This is a genomic window from Micromonospora sp. CPM1, assembly GCF_023896895.1.
Taxonomy (GTDB): Bacteria; Actinomycetota; Actinomycetes; order Mycobacteriales; family Micromonosporaceae; genus Micromonospora; species Micromonospora tulbaghiae.
Genome location: NZ_JAMHIU010000005.1, coordinates 175,251 through 191,972 on the forward strand (window position 1 = coordinate 175,251; position 16,722 = coordinate 191,972).

Annotated in this window: 15 protein-coding genes; 6 read left to right on the forward strand and 9 right to left on the reverse strand. The window is 74.2% G+C overall.

Translation table 11 applies throughout. The features are described from left to right. Positions 1-4: 4 nt before the first annotated feature. Positions 5-2,341 (reverse strand): endopeptidase La, encoded by a 2,337-nt coding sequence (gene lon, locus M8C11_RS08425; protein WP_252449145.1) that lies wholly within the window; start codon positions 2,339-2,341, stop codon positions 5-7. 234 nt (positions 2,342-2,575) lie between these two features. Here lon and M8C11_RS08430 point away from each other — a divergent pair, with 234 nt between their 5' ends. Next, positions 2,576-2,923, forward strand: coding sequence for an Lsr2 family protein (locus M8C11_RS08430; protein WP_252449146.1), 348 nt, complete (start codon positions 2,576-2,578; stop codon positions 2,921-2,923). Positions 2,924-3,129: 206 nt separating this feature from the next. Here M8C11_RS08430 and M8C11_RS08435 read toward each other — a convergent pair whose 3' ends face one another. Continuing rightward, positions 3,130-4,407 carry a hypothetical protein gene (locus M8C11_RS08435; RefSeq protein WP_252449147.1) on the reverse strand — a complete coding sequence of 426 codons (1,278 nt, stop codon included), beginning with the start codon at positions 4,405-4,407 and terminating at the stop codon, positions 3,130-3,132. A 254-nt stretch (positions 4,408-4,661) separates the two neighbouring features. After that, positions 4,662-5,528, reverse strand: coding sequence for a DUF2726 domain-containing protein (locus M8C11_RS08440; protein ID WP_252449148.1), 867 nt, complete (start codon positions 5,526-5,528; stop codon positions 4,662-4,664). Positions 5,529-5,634: 106 nt separating this feature from the next. Here M8C11_RS08440 and M8C11_RS08445 point away from each other — a divergent pair, with 106 nt between their 5' ends. Together M8C11_RS08445 and M8C11_RS08450 are read left to right on the forward strand one after the other, a co-directional pair. Then, positions 5,635-6,726: a DICT sensory domain-containing protein gene (locus M8C11_RS08445; RefSeq protein ID WP_252449149.1), complete on the forward strand. Its 1,092-nt coding sequence runs from the start codon at positions 5,635-5,637 to the stop codon at positions 6,724-6,726. A 32-nt stretch (positions 6,727-6,758) separates the two neighbouring features. Continuing rightward, complete coding sequence (locus M8C11_RS08450) at positions 6,759-7,481, forward strand: helical backbone metal receptor (RefSeq protein WP_252449150.1); 723 nt, start codon at positions 6,759-6,761, stop codon at positions 7,479-7,481. A 24-nt stretch (positions 7,482-7,505) separates the two neighbouring features. Here M8C11_RS08450 and M8C11_RS08455 read toward each other — a convergent pair whose 3' ends face one another. Next, positions 7,506-8,204 (reverse strand): CBS domain-containing protein, encoded by a 699-nt coding sequence (locus tag M8C11_RS08455; RefSeq protein WP_120573754.1) that lies wholly within the window; start codon positions 8,202-8,204, stop codon positions 7,506-7,508. Between the two features lie 218 nt (positions 8,205-8,422). Here M8C11_RS08455 and M8C11_RS08460 point away from each other — a divergent pair, with 218 nt between their 5' ends. Then, a complete protein-coding gene (locus tag M8C11_RS08460; protein WP_374667520.1) occupies positions 8,423-9,004 on the forward strand; it encodes a hypothetical protein in 582 nt (193 codons plus the stop codon). 154 nt (positions 9,005-9,158) lie between these two features. Further along, complete coding sequence (locus M8C11_RS08465; RefSeq protein ID WP_120569670.1) at positions 9,159-9,527, forward strand: FKBP-type peptidyl-prolyl cis-trans isomerase; 369 nt, start codon at positions 9,159-9,161, stop codon at positions 9,525-9,527. A gap of 171 nt (positions 9,528-9,698) precedes the next feature. Here M8C11_RS08465 and M8C11_RS08470 read toward each other — a convergent pair whose 3' ends face one another. Further along, positions 9,699-10,097 carry an STAS domain-containing protein gene (locus M8C11_RS08470; protein ID WP_252449151.1) on the reverse strand — a complete coding sequence of 133 codons (399 nt, stop codon included), beginning with the start codon at positions 10,095-10,097 and terminating at the stop codon, positions 9,699-9,701. Positions 10,098-10,282: 185 nt separating this feature from the next. Here M8C11_RS08470 and M8C11_RS08475 point away from each other — a divergent pair, with 185 nt between their 5' ends. After that, positions 10,283-11,302, forward strand: a complete 1,020-nt coding sequence (locus M8C11_RS08475) for an SMP-30/gluconolactonase/LRE family protein (RefSeq protein WP_252449152.1) — start codon at positions 10,283-10,285, stop codon at positions 11,300-11,302. 60 nt (positions 11,303-11,362) lie between these two features. Here M8C11_RS08475 and M8C11_RS08480 read toward each other — a convergent pair whose 3' ends face one another. The 4 genes from M8C11_RS08480 to pdhA form a co-directional block, all read right to left on the reverse strand. Beyond that, the gene (locus tag M8C11_RS08480; protein WP_252449153.1) at positions 11,363-12,634 is read right to left on the reverse strand and encodes an Ig-like domain-containing protein; all 1,272 of its coding nucleotides are present in this window, start codon (positions 12,632-12,634) and stop codon (positions 11,363-11,365) included. Positions 12,635-12,991: 357 nt separating this feature from the next. Further along, complete coding sequence (locus M8C11_RS08485) at positions 12,992-14,503, reverse strand: dihydrolipoamide acetyltransferase family protein (RefSeq protein WP_252449154.1); 1,512 nt, start codon at positions 14,501-14,503, stop codon at positions 12,992-12,994. Then, a complete protein-coding gene (locus M8C11_RS08490; protein WP_091417870.1) occupies positions 14,500-15,504 on the reverse strand; it encodes an alpha-ketoacid dehydrogenase subunit beta in 1,005 nt (334 codons plus the stop codon). The genes M8C11_RS08485 and M8C11_RS08490 overlap by 4 nt, the downstream gene beginning before the upstream one ends. Further along, the gene (gene pdhA, locus M8C11_RS08495; RefSeq protein ID WP_252449231.1) at positions 15,504-16,703 is read right to left on the reverse strand and encodes a pyruvate dehydrogenase (acetyl-transferring) E1 component subunit alpha; all 1,200 of its coding nucleotides are present in this window, start codon (positions 16,701-16,703) and stop codon (positions 15,504-15,506) included. Before pdhA ends, M8C11_RS08490 begins: the two co-directional genes overlap by 1 nt. Positions 16,704-16,722 lie beyond the last annotated feature (19 nt).

Here is a 16,722-nt window from a genome sequence, read left to right on the forward strand (position 1 = left end):
GTCGTCAGGCCGCGGCGAGCGCCGGACCGTCCAGCGACTCCGTGTCGATCTCGGCCGGTCGCAGCGCCAGCGCGAGCACGTCCGCCACGTCGGAGAGGGTGTGCACGGTCAGCGCCTCCCGCACCTCGGCCGGCAGGTCGTCCAGGTCCGGCTCGTTGCGCTTCGGGATGATCACCTCGGTGAGACCGGCCCGGTGCGCGGCGAGCAGCTTCTGCTTCACCCCGCCGATCGGCAGCACCCGGCCGGAGAGCGTCACCTCGCCGGTCATCCCGAACTCGGGCCGCACCGGCCGCCCGGTCACCAGGGACGCCAGCGCGGTCACCATGGTGATGCCGGCGCTCGGGCCGTCCTTGGGCACCGCGCCCGCCGGGACGTGCAGGTGGATCCGCCGCCCGGCCAGGGCGTTCGGGTCCAGGCCGTACCGCCGTCCGTTCGACCGCAGGTACGACCACGCGATGTGCGCGGACTCCTTCATCACGTCGCCGAGCTGGCCGGTGAGCGTCAGCCCCGGCTCGCCCTCCATCGTGGTGGCCTCGATGAACAGCACGTCGCCACCGGCGCCGGTGACGGCCAGGCCGGTCGCCACGCCGGGCACGGCGGTCCGCTCGGCCGACTCCGGGGTGAACTTCGGCCGGCCCAGGTAGCGGGCCAGGTTGCCGGCGTCGACGTGCACCGGTGCGGAGTCCGCGGCGAGCGCGACGGCGACCTTGCGCAGGATCTTCGCGAGGGCCCGTTCGAGCTGCCGGACGCCGGCCTCCCGGGTGTACTCGCCCGCGATCAGCGCCAGCGCCTCGTCGGCGACGTCGACCTCGTCGGCGGTCAGCCCGGCCCGGTCCCGCTGCCGGGGCAGCAGGTGGTCCCGGGCGATGGCGACCTTCTCGTCCTCGGTGTAGCCGTCCAGCGCGACGAGTTCCATCCGGTCCAGCAGCGGGCCGGGGATCGCCTCGACCACGTTGGCGGTGGCCAGGAACAGCACGTCGGACAGGTCGAGGTCGACCTCCAGGTAGTGGTCGCGGAACGTGTGGTTCTGCGCCGGGTCGAGCACCTCCAGCAGGGCCGCCGCCGGGTCACCGGAATAGCCGGCGGCCAGCTTGTCGACCTCGTCGAGCAGCACGACCGGGTTCATCGAGCCGGCCTCGCGCAGCGCCCGCACGATCCGGCCGGGCAGCGCGCCGACGTAGGTGCGCCGGTGGCCGCGGATCTCCGCCTCGTCCCGGACACCGCCGAGGGAGACGCGGACGAAGTTGCGGCCCAGAGCCCGGGCGACCGACTCGCCGAGGCTGGTCTTGCCGACACCGGGCGGGCCGGCCAGGGCCAGCACCGCGCCGGAGCCGCGCCCGCCGACCACGCCGAGGTTGCGCTCCGCGCGCCGGTTGCGCACCGCGAGGTACTCCAGGATGCGGTCCTTCACGTCGGCCAGGCCGGCGTGGTCGGCGTCGAGCACGGCCCGGGCCGCGGCCAGGTCCGTGTTGTCCTGGGTACGCGTGCTCCACGGCATCTCCAGGACGGTGTCCAGCCAAGTACGGATCCAGCCCGCCTCGGGTGAGGCGTCGCTTGCCCGCTCCAGCTTGCCGACCTCGCGCAGCGCCGCCTCGCGCACCTTCTCCGGCAGGTCGGCGGACTCCACCCGGGAGCGGTAGTCGGCGGAGCCGTCCGGCTCGTCCTCGCCGAGCTCCTTGCGGATCGCGGCGAGCTGCTGGCGGAGCAGGAACTCCCGCTGGGACTTCTCCAGCCCTTCGCGGACGTCGCTGTTGATCTGCTCGGTGACCTCCTGCTCGGCCAGGTGTTCCTTCACCCAGCCGACGAGCAGTTCCAGCCGGGCGGTGACGTCCGGCGCGGCGAGCAGTTCGGTCTTCTGCGTCAGGCTGAGCCAGGGCGCGTAACCGGCCGAGTCGGCCAGCTCGGACAGGTCGGTCATCCGCTCCATCGCGTCGATCACCTGCCAGGCGCCGCGCTGTTGCAGCACGGACGTCATGAGCGCGCGGTACTCGCGGGCGAGTTCCCGGGCGCGGCCCGCCGGTGCGGGCTCGTCGAGTGCGGTCGCCTCGACCCAGAGCGCGGCGCCGGGGCCGGGCACGCCGGAGCCGATACGGGCGCGGGCCAGGCCGCGGATGACCGCCGCCGGCTCGCCGCTGGGCAGCCGGCCCACCTTCTCGATCGTGGCGACCACGCCGACGGAGCCGTACTCGCCGTCGATGCGGGGTACGGCCAGGAGTTCCTTGTCGCCGGTGGCGCGCGCCGCGTCGACGGCGGCCTGGGTGGTCGGGTCGAGGGTCACCGGGATGACCATCCCGGGCAGCAGGACGGCGTCGGTCAGAGGAAGTACCGGAAGAGTTGCCATCGAACACCTGCCATCACGTTGGTTGAGCGTGTCTGGCTCAAGTAACAAAACGTGTCCCTTGTTCCGGGTTGTGACCCACGCCACTCCGGAGCGCCTCGTTCCCGCGCCGCGCACCCAATGGCGGCACCGTTTACCGCGACCCGCCGAATGGAAACAGCGGGCTATTGTTGCGGAATTACCGCACGGTAGGTCAAACTCTTAGCCACACCCCGCCCGACACAGGGAGTAATGGCGATGGCAAGGAAAGTAATCACCGTTCTGACCGACGACCTCGACGGCGGAAAGGCCGATCGGACCGTCGAGTTCAGCCTGGACGGCGTGGCGTACACGATCGACGTCTCCGACGAGAACGCGGGCGTCCTGCGCAAGGCGCTGGATCCGTACATCAGCGCTGGCAGGCGAATCGGCCGGGGAGCGACCGAGGTCACCCGCGGCGCCCGCCGCACCACCCGGCCGAGCACCTCGGGAATGGACCGCGAGCAGAACCGCGCCATCCGCGAATGGGCCGCCAAGAACGGGTTCGAGATTTCCGAGCGCGGGCGCATCCCGGTGTCGGTGGTCGAGGCGTACAAGAACCGCTGACCGTCACCGGTTCACCGTCGGGCATCCCGGGGTCACGCTGAGAAATCGGTGTGGCCCCGATCGGCTTTCTGTGGTCGGCGCTTTTCATCCGGCTGGATACCGCCGGCACGAGATTTCTTCCGGGATCACCTCCCACCGTGCCCGTACGCGGGAACGGCAGCGGCCGCCCGGAGGAGTCCCCCGGACGGCCACGGCCGTTCGCCGGCTCAGTTGACCCGGATGCGCACCACGTCGATGGCGGGGGTCTGGTTGGCCCGCTCCATCATCGGGATGCGGTGCGAGCCGTCACCGGCCCAGACCGCGCACTGCGCCACGCCCGACTGCGCCAGGCCCGGAATCTGGATCAGCACGTCGTCCGGCTGGTCACCGCCCCGCCCGTCCTCGGTGGCGACGAAGAAGGCCGGCACGTCCTGCGGGTTCGGAGGCTGCCGGGTGCTGCCGAGCATCCGGCAGGCGGTGTGGAAGTGACCGCGTACCAGGCCCTGACCGTTGAGCAGCGAGCTCTCCAGGTAGTAGCCACCCTGGCCGGCGGCGAGGAAGCGGTCGCGCACCAGGTTCTTGGTGGTGACCCGGAGCGTGAACGGCTGGTTGCGCCGCACCTGGTTCGGGAACTGCGTGATCAGCAGCGACGGGTTGTTCGCCGCGGCGCCCACCTCACCGAACGCGGTGCTCACGCACCGGTTGCCGTTCTGGAAACCGTCGTGCGCCTGGAGCTGGCTGCCGGAGCAGTCCTTGGCGAGCACGTTCAGGCCGTTGCCGCCGCCGTTGTTCTGGCCACCGCCGTTGTTGTTCCCGCCGCCGTTCTGGCCCCCGTTGTTGCCGCCGTTCTGGCCGCCGTTGTTGTTGCCGCCGTTCTGGCCGCCGCCGGTGCCGGGAGTGTCGGTCAGCGCGCACTGGGCGAGCTGGTCCAGGCCCTGCGGGCGCTGGGCGACCCGGCCGATGGCGGTGGCGATCCGGTTGAGCGCCGCGGTGCGCTTGTCCGCGAGCGGACGCAGGATCGCGTTGTTGATGAAGTCGCCGCCGTTGCGGCCGTCCGCGGCGAGCCGCCGGTTCGCGTCGGCGATCTGCGACTCCAGCAGCGCCAGGGTGCGGTCCACCTCGGCGCGCGCCCGGTCGGGCACCTGCGGCAGCCGGCCGCGGACGTCCGGGCAGGCCACGGTCGGGGTGCCGGCGCCGGCGCCGCCCGCGTTGGTCTGCTGACACTCGGCCGGTGACATCTGGCCGTCGCCCCAGTGGCTGCGGACCCAGCGGCCGTTCTGCCAGGTACGGGTGGTGCTGCCCTGGCCGTTCGGGGCGGTCGCCCCCGGGCTCGCGGGCACGCAGGACGCCGACGCGGCGCGGGTGGTCGTCCGCCGGTCCTGGGCGGACGAGATCTGGGTGACGGCGACGATGCCGCCGAAGACCGCGAGCGTGCCGACAACCGCCAGCAACCGCTTGCTCCGCGCGTTACCGGATGACCGGCGCGCCCGTGTGGACCTGCGCATCGAATTGCTCTCCTTCTCGATCCGGTAGTTGACTGGTGATCCCGGCGGACCGACGAATTCGGGGTGTGAGATCACTGCGACGCTCGGTCGCACGTCAATGGCCGACGATGCCCTTTCCGCACCGTCTCCGCGCCGTCCGGGCGCGGCGGGGAAGATCTGCGTCCATTCCCGATGAGGTACGGAGCGCCGTCGGCGAAGGTTCAACCGGAGATCGGAAAAAATCGAAAGTCGCCGTCGTCGCCGGCGAGGACGGTTCAGTCGGCGCAGAGGTGATCGAAGGCGAAGCCGCCGTCGAAGGAGTCCCGCCGCGCGGCCAGCGCACGTACCCGCCGGAGAAGCTCGTCACGGTCCAGCAGGGACGGCGCGGCGGCGTCGAGGTCACGCAGCCGCTCCCCCAGCGCCACCACGGCCAGGTCCTCGGCGAGCCGGCCCGGGTCGACGCCGCAGGAGAAGCCGCGCGCTGTCAGCCGGACCCGCTCCAGCAGGCAGCGGCCGGGCCGCACCTCGGCCCAGGCCCAGCCCTCCGCCGGGCCGCCGGTCCAGCGCACGTGCAGGCCGCGCACGATCGGGTCGGCGATCCGGCCCGCCACGTACGCCTCGACCGCCTCGACCCGGGCCAGCGCGCCCAGGTCGTTCACCGGTCCCTGCCGGCCGTCCGGCAACCGGCCGACGATGTCCCGGAAGCCGACCGCGTCGCCGCCGTCCGGGTCGGTGCCGTCGGCGTAGGCCCGCGCGTCCAGCACGTACTCGGCGAACCGGCGGGCCTGTTCCGCGCCGCCCAGCGCCGGCGACTCGACGCGCAGCAGCGGCAGGCCGACGGCGACGCAGACGGCGTCGGTCAGCCGTTCCTCCCGCCGCGCGGGCGATCCGTCGCCGGCGGGCGCGGTGAACCGCACCGCGAAGCGCGGCAGCCCGGTGTCGGCGGCGCAGACCACCAGGTCGAGCGACGCCCGCCCGGCGGTGCTCCACTGGCTGCCGGTGACCCCCGGCGGGCGGCCCTGCACCAGCTCACCGAGCCGTCGCCCGGCGTGGCCGAAGTGGCCGGCACGGACCAGGGACGGCGCGACACCGGGCGGGATCGGCCGCAGCCAGGAGGCGGTCACGCTGCCTGTGCTCGTCATCTCGCCCCGATCCCCCTCGTCCGGTCGACGCCCGAGTGTAGGCGGTGCGGCAGGACCGGTCCGGCCGACCGGTGCGCTACCGCGCCCGTCCCTCTAGGCTCTGCCCGTGCCCAGCGGACGGACCCCGGAACAGTTCACCAAACGCAGTCTCGTCGCCGTCTCCCATGCCATCGAACGCGCCGCGCTCGCCGAGGCCGAGGACGGCCCGCTCGTCGTGCTCGCGCTGTTCCAGCGGCTGCCGTACTTCGCCCGGGAGCGCGAGGTCTACCGGCGCATAGCCGGCCGCGCCGCCGTGACGGTGGTGGCGATGGTCGGCGGACCGCCGCCCGACCTGCCCGAGGGCGCCTACGGCGTGGCGCTGGACGAGGCGGAGGCGCTGGCCGGGGAGTGGACGGTGGTGGCCCTGAGCCCGCGTTTCGGCGCCACACTCGTCGCGCACGACCGGGCCGACGTGATGCCCGCGCCGACGCTGGAGTCCGGCCGCCTGTTCGAGGGGCGCTGGGGGTTCCGCCGCGACGAGGCGCTGCACGAGGCGATCCGGCTGCGCGAACAGCTCGCCGAGCGGCTGCCCGCCGCGGCGCGTACCGCGCTGGACGAGGCGATCGCCCGGGTACGGGACATCCCGGCCGGGCCGGGCGAACCGCGCGCCGAGGCGGCGCTGCGGCTGCTGGCCCGCCGCGGCGACCGGAACGACCAGCCGGTCGAGCCGGCCGAGGCGATGCTGGACGAACCCGGCCTGGCCCGGTGGTCCGGCGCGGACGGGGTGACCGCCTCCGGCACGCTGCCGGTGGCGCTCGTCGGCCTGCGGGTGGACGCGCCGCCCGGCTCGCCGGAACGCTTCGGCCGCCGCGGTGTCGCCCGCGAGGGGCACGCCGTGCTCACCGCGATCACCGCCGTGCTGCGGCCGGTCGACCGCGCGCTGCGCGTCACCGAGAACGAGTTCCAGCTCCTCCTGCCAGGGCTCGACGAGCCGGCGGCGCTGGACGTGGTACGCCGGCTGCACGACGCCATCGGCGCGCTGGCCCGGTCGTACCCGTTCATGGCGTACACCGTGCACGCGGCGGTCGGGGTGACCACCCGGCGGCCGCTGCCCACCGCGGACCTACGCGCGGCGGTCGACTGGGCGGTACGCAAGGGCGTGCCGGTGGCGGGCCTGCCGACGGAGACCGCCGACGCCGTGGCCGCGCCGGCCCACTGACCGGCCGGTCCGGCCCGAGGGGAGGAGACGCGGTGCGGGTGGTGTCGCTGGTGCCGTCGCTGACCGAGGCGGTCGCGGCCACCCGCCCGGAGGTGCTGGTCGGGGCCACCGACTGGTGCACCCATCCGGCCGGGCTGGACGTCGCCCGGGTCGGCGGGACGAAGTACCCCGACCTGGACCGGGTGCTCGCGCTGGAGCCGGATCTGGTGCTGCTCAACGAGGAGGAGAACCGGCTGGCCGACGCCGAGGCGCTGCGCGCGGCCGGGGTGCCGGTCCGGGTCACCTTCCCGCGTACCGTGCCGGAGGCCCTCGACCAGCTCGGTGAGCTGGTGGTCGCGCTCGGCGCGCCGGCCGAGCCGCCGTGGCTGCGCGAGGCCCGCCGCGCGTGGGCCGCGCTGCCGCCGCCGGGACGGGTCCGGACCGCCGTGGTGCCGGTGTGGCGGCGGCCGTGGGTGGTGCTGGGGCGGGACACGTTCGCCGGGGACGTGCTGGCCCGGCTCGGTGTGCGCAACGGCTGGGCCGACGACGCGGACCGCTATCCCCGGCCGGGCCTGGACGAGCTGCGCGCCCGGGCGCCGGACCTGGTGGTGCTGCCCGACGAGCCGTACCGGTTCACCGCCGACGACGGGCCGGAGGCGTTCCCCGGCGTGCCGGCGGCGCTGGTGTCCGGCCGGCACCTCACCTGGTACGGCCCGTCGCTGGCCGAGGCCCCGGCGCTGCTCGCCGCCCAGCTCGCCACCGAGGGCCCCACCTGACCGGTGGGGCCCGGGCGGCGGCGCTCAGGCCACCGGGGTGGCGTGCACCGGGTCCAGTTCCATCAGCGTGGTGTCGTCCACGTCGTACCCGATCGCGTTGTGCACCGCGACCACGCCCGCGACCTGGGCGGCGAGACGGCCGGCCAGGTCGACGGCGCTGCGCCGGTCCAACCGCCCGTCCATGGTGACCTCGCCGCCGCGGACCTGGACGGTGACCAGGCCGTCGCGCACCGACAGCACCCGGCGCAGCACCTCGTGCACGACCTCCTCGCGGATCTCCGCGTCGGTACGCAGGTGCACGCGCAGCAGGTCACCGCGGGTGACGATGCCGGCCAGGCGGCCCAGGTCGTCCAGCACCGGGAGCCGCTTCACCGCCTCCTGGTCCATCAGCCGGGCCGTCGCCGCGAGCGACGCCCGCTCGTGGGTGGTGACCGCCGGGGCGGTCATCAGGTCCCGGGCGACGAGCGCGCCCGCCTTCTCCCGCGCGGTACGGCGTCGCCGCCCCTCGAAGACCCGCCGCTCGTCCGGGTGGCCGGACCGCTCCACCTTGTGCAGCAGGTCCGCCTCGGAGATCACCCCGAGCACGCGGCGGAACGAGTCCACCACCGGCACACCGCTGATCCGCTGCCGGACCAGCACGTCGACCACCTCGCGGTACGGGGTCTCCTCCGTCACCGTCGCGACGTCCCTGGTCATCACGTCGGCCACCTGCCACGTCCTCATCACGACCTCCTCGTGCCGGGCCTCCACCTGCGACGGTAGGCGGCCGGCGGGCGCCCTGGTCAGGGGCGGCGGACCGGCCGCGACGGGCCGACCGGACCGGGTACGGACGGGACCAATGACCCGGTCACGAGGGCACCTCTCGGCCCTGCTCCCGGACGCCGCGCGGCGGTGGAATGAATGTGCCACCGGGAAGCGCGGTGCGAGGCACAGGAAGGGACGTGGAGACAATGACCGCGACAATCGAGCGGACCCCCGCCGTCAAGCGGACCCCCGCCGCCACCATCGCTCCGGCGGCGCACACCGAGACCACCCGCCAGAAGGCCACCCGGTACGTCTGGGCCGGTCTGCGGCTCGCCCTGGGCTGGGTGTTCCTCTGGGCCTTCCTCGACAAGATGTTCGGCCTCGGCCACGAGACCCCGGCGAAGAACGCCTGGATCAACGGCGGTAGCCCCACCAAGGGCTTCCTCGGCAACGCCGTCGAGGGACCGTTCGCGGGCTTCTACCAGAACCTGGCCGGCGCGGCCTGGGCGGACACGCTGTTCATGGTCGGCCTGCTCGGCATCGGTGTCGCCCTGATGCTCGGCATCGGCATCCGGGTCGCCGCGGTCGCGGGCGGTCTGCTCCTGGTCCTGATGTGGACGGCGGTGCTGCCCCCGGCGAACAACCCCTTCATGGACGACCACCTCATCTACGCGGGCCTGCTGGCCGGCCTGGCCCTGGTGGGCGCCGGCAACACCCTCGGCCTCGGCCGGGTCTGGGCGAGGCTCCCCCTGGTCCAGCGTCTCCCCTGGCTGAAGTGACCAGCTCGCCCCGGGGCGGGCGTCGCCGACAGGCGGCGCCCGCCCCCTTTCGTGTCCCCGCCACGCCGGTGTGCGGGGACCGGCGCGTATCGGCCGGTCGCGATCCGGCAGGATCGACAGTGACCACACCGTCAGCATCCGAGGAGACCCGCTCATGGACAAGCCCGAGGTCGGCCCGATCGAGGGCGCGCCGCCCGCCGATCTCGTCGTCGAGGACATCACCGTCGGCGACGGCCCGGAGGCCCGCCCGGGCCAACTGGTGAGCGTGCACTACGTGGGCGTGGCCCACTCGAACGGCCGCGAGTTCGACGCCTCGTGGAACCGGGGTGAGACGTTCGAGTTCCCGCTCGGCGGCGGCCAGGTCATCGCCGGCTGGGATCAGGGCGTCGTGGGCATGAAGGTGGGCGGCCGGCGCCGGCTCACCATCCCGCCGCACCTGGGCTACGGCGCCCGGGGCGCGGGTGGCGTCATCAAGCCGAACGAGACGCTCGTCTTCGTGGTGGACCTGCTCGGCGTGCGCTGAGCGCAGCGCCGTCCACGTCGGGCCGTCGGCACTCGCGCCGGCGGCCCGACGTGTGCCCGGCCGACGCGCGGCGGCCCGGTTCGTGCCCGGCCGACCTGCGGCGGCCCGGTTCGTGCTCGGGGCGCGCGGCGGCTCCGCTCGTGCTCCGGCCGCCCGGCGCCCCGCTCGGGCTCAGGCCGCGCAGGCCACCAGGTCGTGGGAGCGGCCGGGCAGGTCGTGGGCGCGGCCGGGCAGGGCTTGCGAGCGGTCGGAGCAGCGCACCGGGAGCACCCGGTGCAGGCCGGTCACCCGCAGCACCCGGGCCACCACCGGGTCGGGATCGGTGAGCACCAGCTCGCCACCGCGGGCCCGGACCCGCAGGTGGGTGGCGACCAGCGCGCGGACCCCGGCGGCGGAAAGCAGCCGCACACCGGACAGGTCGACCCGCAGCACCGGCCGGGCCGGCGCCGCCCAGAGCGCGGCCCGGAACGCCGTCACGGAGGCGATGTCGATCTCGCCGACCGGGCGCAGCTCGACCACGTGATCGTGCACGTCCATCGCCACGTGGAAGCGCTCAACGCTGTGTACCATGCGGCCAAACCTACCCGGCCCCACCGACATTTCCGGGCCTCGCGGCGGGGGTTCCGGGTACTGTCCGGGACCCGACCCCGAGCCGTCTCAGGGTCATCCCGCAGCCGCCACGCCACGCCGCGCGGGCCGCCGCGAAACGCCGTCGGGGACTGCCCAGCGCGACGCCGCCGGGCCACAATGAGCCGATGGCCGTCCCCCGCCCGCGTGCCCCCCTGCTGATCCGGCCGGTCCGCGAACCGGCCACGGTGCCGCCGCCGCTCACCGGCCCCTGGACGCCCGCTGACACCCGGCTCGACCGGGCCGACCTGCTGCCGCTGCCGGCCGGCGGGCACGGCCCGGAGGACGTGGTGGTCGACGGCGACGGCCGGGTGGTCAGCGGCGACGAGGACGGCCGGCTCTGGTGGTGGCCGGCCGACTCCCCGCCCGGCACCCCGCCCACGCTGCTGGCCGAGACCGGCGGGCGGCCGCTGGGCATCGAGCACGATCCGGTCGACGGCGGGTTGCTGGTCTGCGACGCGTACCGGGGACTGCTGCGGGTCGACCCGGCCGGCCGGGTGCACGAGCTGACCGGCACCGCGCCGCCGGTGCACCTGGCCGACAACGCGGCGGTGGCGCGCGACGGCACCGTCTACTTCACCGACTCGTCCGACCGGTTCCCGCTCTCGCACTGGAAGCGCGACCTGCTGGAGCACCGGCCCAACGGGCGGATCCTCGCGTACGACAGGGGCACCGGGCGCACCGACGTGGTCGCGGAGGGGCTCTACTTCCCCAACGGGCTCGCGCTGACCCCGGACGAGTCGGCGCTGATGCTCGCCGAGACCGCCACCCACCGGCTGCTCCGGGTGGACCTGCCGAGCGGGCGGGCCACGGTGCTCACCGATCTGCCCGCGTACCCGGACAACATCTCCGCGGTCGGCGACGGCACCTACTGGGTCGCGTTGCCCAGCCCCCGGCTGCGCGCCATGGAACGGCTGCTGCCACACCCCCGGGTGCGGCAGATCGTGGCCCTGCTGCCCGGCGCGGTGCAGCCGCAGCCGCGCCGCTACGGGCTGGTCGCGCTGGTCGACGGCACCGGCCGGGTGCTGCGCACGCTGCACGGCCCGAGCGGGGCGTACCCGATGGTCACCGGCGTGCGGCAGCACGGCCGCCACCTCTGGCTGGGCAGCCTGACCGCGACCGGGGTGGCCCGCGTCGGCCTGGACTGAGCACGACGGGGGCCGGCCCGCGCGGACGCGGGCCGGCCCCGTGGCCGTTCCTCCCCAGGTTCAGCCGCCGCTGTTGCTCCGCGAGGGGGCCGGGGCCGGTGACGACCCGCCGGCCACCGCGCCCGGGTGCGGCGTGGCGCTCTGCGTGGGCTTCAGCCCCGCCGGTACGGGCAGCGCGCTGCCCTTGGCGAACTCGTCCCAGCCGACGTTCCAGGCGGTGAAGCCGTTGCCCTGGTCGAGCTTCACCTCGGTGCCCTTGACCGTCACCAGGTCACCGACCTGCGTGAAGCCCATCAGCCAGTCCGCGGCGGTGGCCGAGACGTTGGTGCAGCCGTGCGAGACGTTCGTGCTCCCCTGGTCCCCCTCCGACCACGGCGCCGAGTGGATGAACTCGCCGCCCCAGGTCAGCCGCTGGGCGTCGTCCACGTCGACCACGTAGCCGCCGTTGGGCTCACCACGGGTGTCGAATGTGGTGTGCTCGTGCTTCTCCATGATCACCATGTTGCCGCTGGACGTCGGCGTGCTCGCCTTGCCCAGACTCACCGGGATCTTCTTGAGCACCTTGCCGTCCTGGTAGACGGTCATCTGCTTGGTCCCGTTGTCGATGTCGAGCGTCACCTGGCGGCCGACCTTGGCGCTCGCGACCCGGTCGGAGTCGCCGATCGCGTCCTTGCCGATGGGCAGCCCCTGCAACGCGCTGCGCACGCTGATCTTCGTGCCCGGCTTCCACCGGTCCGGCGCCCGGTACTCGGCCTGCTTGCCGTCGGCCACCCAGGACCAGGTGCCCGGCTGTGGCGGGTCGGTCTTCACGAACAGCCGGCGCTGGACGTCCGCGCGGGCCTCCTTCGGAATCGGCGGGTCGAATCCGAGCACGACCGGCATCGCCGTCCCGTACGTCTGATTCGGCCGGAAATACAATTCGCTGGTGACGGCCGGTTTGGTGGATTTGGCCATCGTCGTGAACGTCGTCTTCTGCGTGGCGGTCTTGCCGGAATCGCCGGTCGCGGTCACCTCCGCGGTGTACGTCCGGGAATTGGCGAGCGGCCGGTCCGGCACCCAGCCGGAGCCGTCCTCACGCGGCTGGGCCGGCACCGCGTTTCCCTTGTCGTCGGTCAGCTTGACGGCTGTCACCTTGCCGTTGCTGACCTTCGCCCCCACCTCCGCGCTGATCGGCACGTCCCGGGTACGGTCGGCCGGCGACACGGAGACCGACGGTGGTGCGGCCTCGGCCCGCTTCGCCACCGACTTCGGGCCGGCGGTACACGCGCCGACCGCCAGCGGCGCGGCTGCGACGGTCATCGCGAAAAGCGTCAGTCGGCGCCTCGCAAACATATTTCGCCCCCCATTTCCGAACCCTCTCGCCCACATTCTGTAGGCCCGGGATCGCGCCGTGGCACCTTCGGCGGAATTGCTCGGAAACAGCTGCGCGAATTGTGCCGGACAGGTAATTCCCGTCCCCGCTTGCGCCCCACGCCCCCTCCGCCCGGTTCCCCGCCGCTCGCACCCGCCGCTCGCGCCCACCCCGCCCACGCCACCGGACCACTGCCGCGATCTTGCGATTGCGGCCCTCCAGAAGGGGGCGAATAGGGCACGTCGGGGGCAGCGAGTGCAAGATCGCGGAGGGGCGGCGGGCGGGGACGGGTGCGGCCCCGGCCCTCTTGGTGAGGACCGGGGCCGGAGGAGGCCGGGTCAGACGTTGGCTACCAGCAGGGCGGGCTGCTCGACGCAGTCGGCGACGTGGCGCAGGAAGCCGCCGGCCACGCCACCGTCGCAGACCCGGTGGTCGAACGTGAGACTGATCTGGGTCACCTTGCGGACGGCGAGCTGCCCGTCCACCACCCACGGCTTGTCGACGATCCGGCCGACGCCGAGCAGCGCGGCCTCCGGGTGGTTGATGATCGGCGTGGAGCCGTCCACGCCGAACACGCCGTAGTTGTTGAGCGTGAACGTCCCGCCGGTCAGCCGTGCCGGTGGCAGCGTCCCGGCCCGGGCGGCCGTCGTGGTCTCGGCGAGCGCGGTGGCCAGTTCCCGGGTGGTGAGCCGCTGCGCGTCGCGTACCACGGGCACGACCAGGCCCCGGTCGGTCTGCGCCGCGATGCCCAGGTGCACGCCCGCGGACTGCACGATCCGCTGCCCCTCGGTGTCGACGTGCGCGTTGAGCTGCGGGTACCTCCGCAGGCCGCTGAGGCAGATCCGGGCCAGCAGCGCCAGGATGCTCACCGGCGCGTCAGGGGTGGCCGCGTTGATCGCGGCGCGCGTCTCCAGCAGGCCGGTGGCGTCCACGTCGACCCAGATGGTCACCTCGGGGATCTCCCGCCGGCTGCGGGAGAGCTTGTCGGCGATCACCTTGCGGATGCCGGTGAGCGGGATGACCGTGTCACCGTCGCCGGCCGGGGCGAGCCCGACGTGCGCGACCGGGGCGTCCGGCACCGCGGCGAGCCGGGCCGCCGGGGCGGGGGCGGCCACTGCCGCGTCCAGGTCCGCACGGCGGATCACGCCGCCCGGCCCGGTGCCGCGCAGCGACGCCAGGTCGATGCCGTGCTCCTTCGCGAGCCGCCGCACGATCGGCGAGATGACCAGCGGCGCCGCCGGTCCGCCGGTCGGTGCCGGCTCGGCCGTGCGGTCCGCCGACGCGGACACGCCGCCCAGGGCCGGCGAACCGGCTGGACCCGGACTCGCCGGGGCCGGAGAGCCCGCGTGCGCCGAACCCGCCGGGGCGGGAGAGCCCGCCGGAGTCGAAGCCGCCGGGGGCGGAGAGCCTGACGCGGACGCCGGACCGGGCACGGGGCCAGCCGCGTTCGGCGCGCCGGGGTCGGGAGCGAGCGCCAGCCGCGGACGGCGCCGCCGCCGGCCCGTGCCGCCGTGGCCGGTGCCGTAGCCGATCAGGACGTTGCCGGAACCGGCCCGCTCCTCCTCGCGGTAGGTGGCGTGCGGGTCGGGAGCGCCGTCGAGCGGGGCGATGGTGATCAGCGGCTGACCCACCGGGCGGACCTCACCGGCCGCGCCGTGCAGGGCCACGACCCGTCCGGCGTACGGGCACGGCACGTCGACCACGGCCTTCGCGGTCTCCACCTCGACCACGGTCTGGTCCACGGTGACCACGTCGCCGACGGCGACCCGCCACTCGACGATCTCCGCCTCGCTCAGCCCTTCCCCGAGGTCGGGCAGGAGGAAGTCGCGGGTTCCGATCGCCGCTGTCATGCCGCCACCCACCGCGTGTCGGGCTGGTCATCCCACTGAAGGCGGGCCACGGTGTCCAGCACCCGGTCGACCGAGGGCAGGTGGGTGTGCTCCAGCATCGGCGCCGGGTACGGGATGTCCAGCCCGGACACCCGCAGCACCGGGGCGTGCAGGGCGTGGAAGCAGCGCTCCTGCACCCGGGCGGCGATCTCCGCGCCGACACCGGCGAAGCCCTGCGCCTCCTGGATCACCACGCACCGGCCGGTACGGCGTACCGAGGCGGTCACGGTGGCGTCGTCGAACGGCACGATGCTGCGTACGTCGACGACCTCCAGATCCCAGCCCTCCTCGCGGGCGGCCTCGGCGGCGGCGAGCGCGACCGGCACCGCCGGGCCGTACGCGATCAGCGTGGCGTCGGTGCCGGGGCGGCGCACCACGGCGGTGCCGATCGGCGCGGTACGGGCCGGCAGCTCGGCCTCGGCGCTGGTGAAGTAGAGCTTCTTGGGCTCCAGGAACACCACCGGGTCGGGGTCGTCGATGGCGGCGCGCAGCAGCGAGTACGCGTCGTCCACCGTGGCCGGGGTGACCACCTTCAGGCCCGGCGTGTGCGCGTAGTACGCCTCGGACGAGTCGCAGTGGTGCTCCACGCCGCCGATGCCGCCGGCGTACGGCACCCGGATGACGATCGGCACGCTGAGTGCCCCGCGGGTGCGGTTGCGCAGCTTCGCCACGTGCGAGGCGATCTGCTCGAACGCCGGGTACGCGAACGCGTCGAACTGCATCTCGACCACCGGTCGCAGCCCGGACATGGCCAGGCCGACGGCGAACCCGACGATGCCGGCCTCGGCGAGGGGGGTGTCGAAGCAGCGCTTGTCGCCGAAGCGGGCCTGCAGCCCGTCGGTGATCCGGAAGACGCCGCCGAGCTGGCCGACGTCCTCACCGAAGACGAGCACCCGGTCGTCGTCGAGCATCGCGTCGGCGAGCGCGGCGTTGAGCGCCTTCGCCATGGTCATGGTGGCCATCAGGCGTCCCCCTCCGCGTCGGCGGCCAGCTCGGCCCGGACCATCTCGCGCTGCTCGGCCAGCTGCGGCGTCGGCTCGGCGTACACGTGGTCGAACAGGCTCAGCGGGTCCACAGTCGGCTGGGAGTCCATCCGGCGGCGCAGCGCCGCGGCGTACTCCTCGGCCTCCGCGGCGATCGCCGCGACGGCGTCGTCGTCGAGCACGCCCTTGGCCCGCAGGTACGCCTCGAGCCGGGCGATCGGGTCGCGGTCGCGCCACGCCTCGACCTCGTCGGCGTCGCGGTAGCGGGTCTGGTCGTCGGCGTTGGTGTGCGGCTCCATCCGGTAGGTGTGTGCCTCGATCAGGTAGGGGCCCTTGCCGGCGCGGGCGTGCGCCACGGCGCGCTCCAGCACCGCGAGGACGGCCACCGGGTCGTTGCCGTCGACCTGCTCGCTGGGTACGCCGTAGCCGACGCCCTTGTAGGCCAGGCTCGGCGCGGCGGTCTGCCGGGACAGCGGCACGCTGATCGCGTACTTGTTGTTCTGCACCAGGTAGACGACGGGCGCCTTGAACACGGCGGCGAAGTTGATGCCCTCGTGGAAGTCGCCCTCGCTGGTGGCGCCGTCGCCGATGAACGCCAGGGCCACCGTGTCGCGGCCCTGGTACGACTCGCCGTAGGCCAGCCCGGCGGCGTGCACGCACTGGGTGGCGAGCGGGGTGCACTGCGGCGCGGTGCGGGTGGCGGCCGGGTCGTACCCGCAGTGCCAGTCGCCGCGCAGCAGCGTGAGCACCTCGACCGGGTCGAGGCCGCGCGCGGTCAGCGCCATCGACTCGCGGTAGGTGGGGAACACCCAGTCGGTGTCGCGCAGCGCGAGGACGCCGCCGATCTGGCACGCCTCCTGGCCACGGGCGGACGGGTAGACGGCGAGGCGGCCCTGCTTGGTGAGCGCGGTGGCCTGGACGTCGAAGCGGCGGCCGACGACCATCCGCCGGTACATCTCGCGCAGCGTCTCGACCGGCGGCTCCGGGTAGTCGTCGCGGGCCGGCAGCGGGGTCCCGTCGGGTTCGAGCAGCCGGACCGGTTCCCGCTGCGGCATGAAGCCGGCCGACGGGTCGGGTGCGGCCGGGGTGGTCTTCCGGCGGGTGCGCGGGGATGCCCTGCGGACCGCCTGGGGTGTGGTCGTCACGGCGGGGACCTCCTGGACGTGTGGTGGCCCTATGCTCCCGGTCGTGGATGAT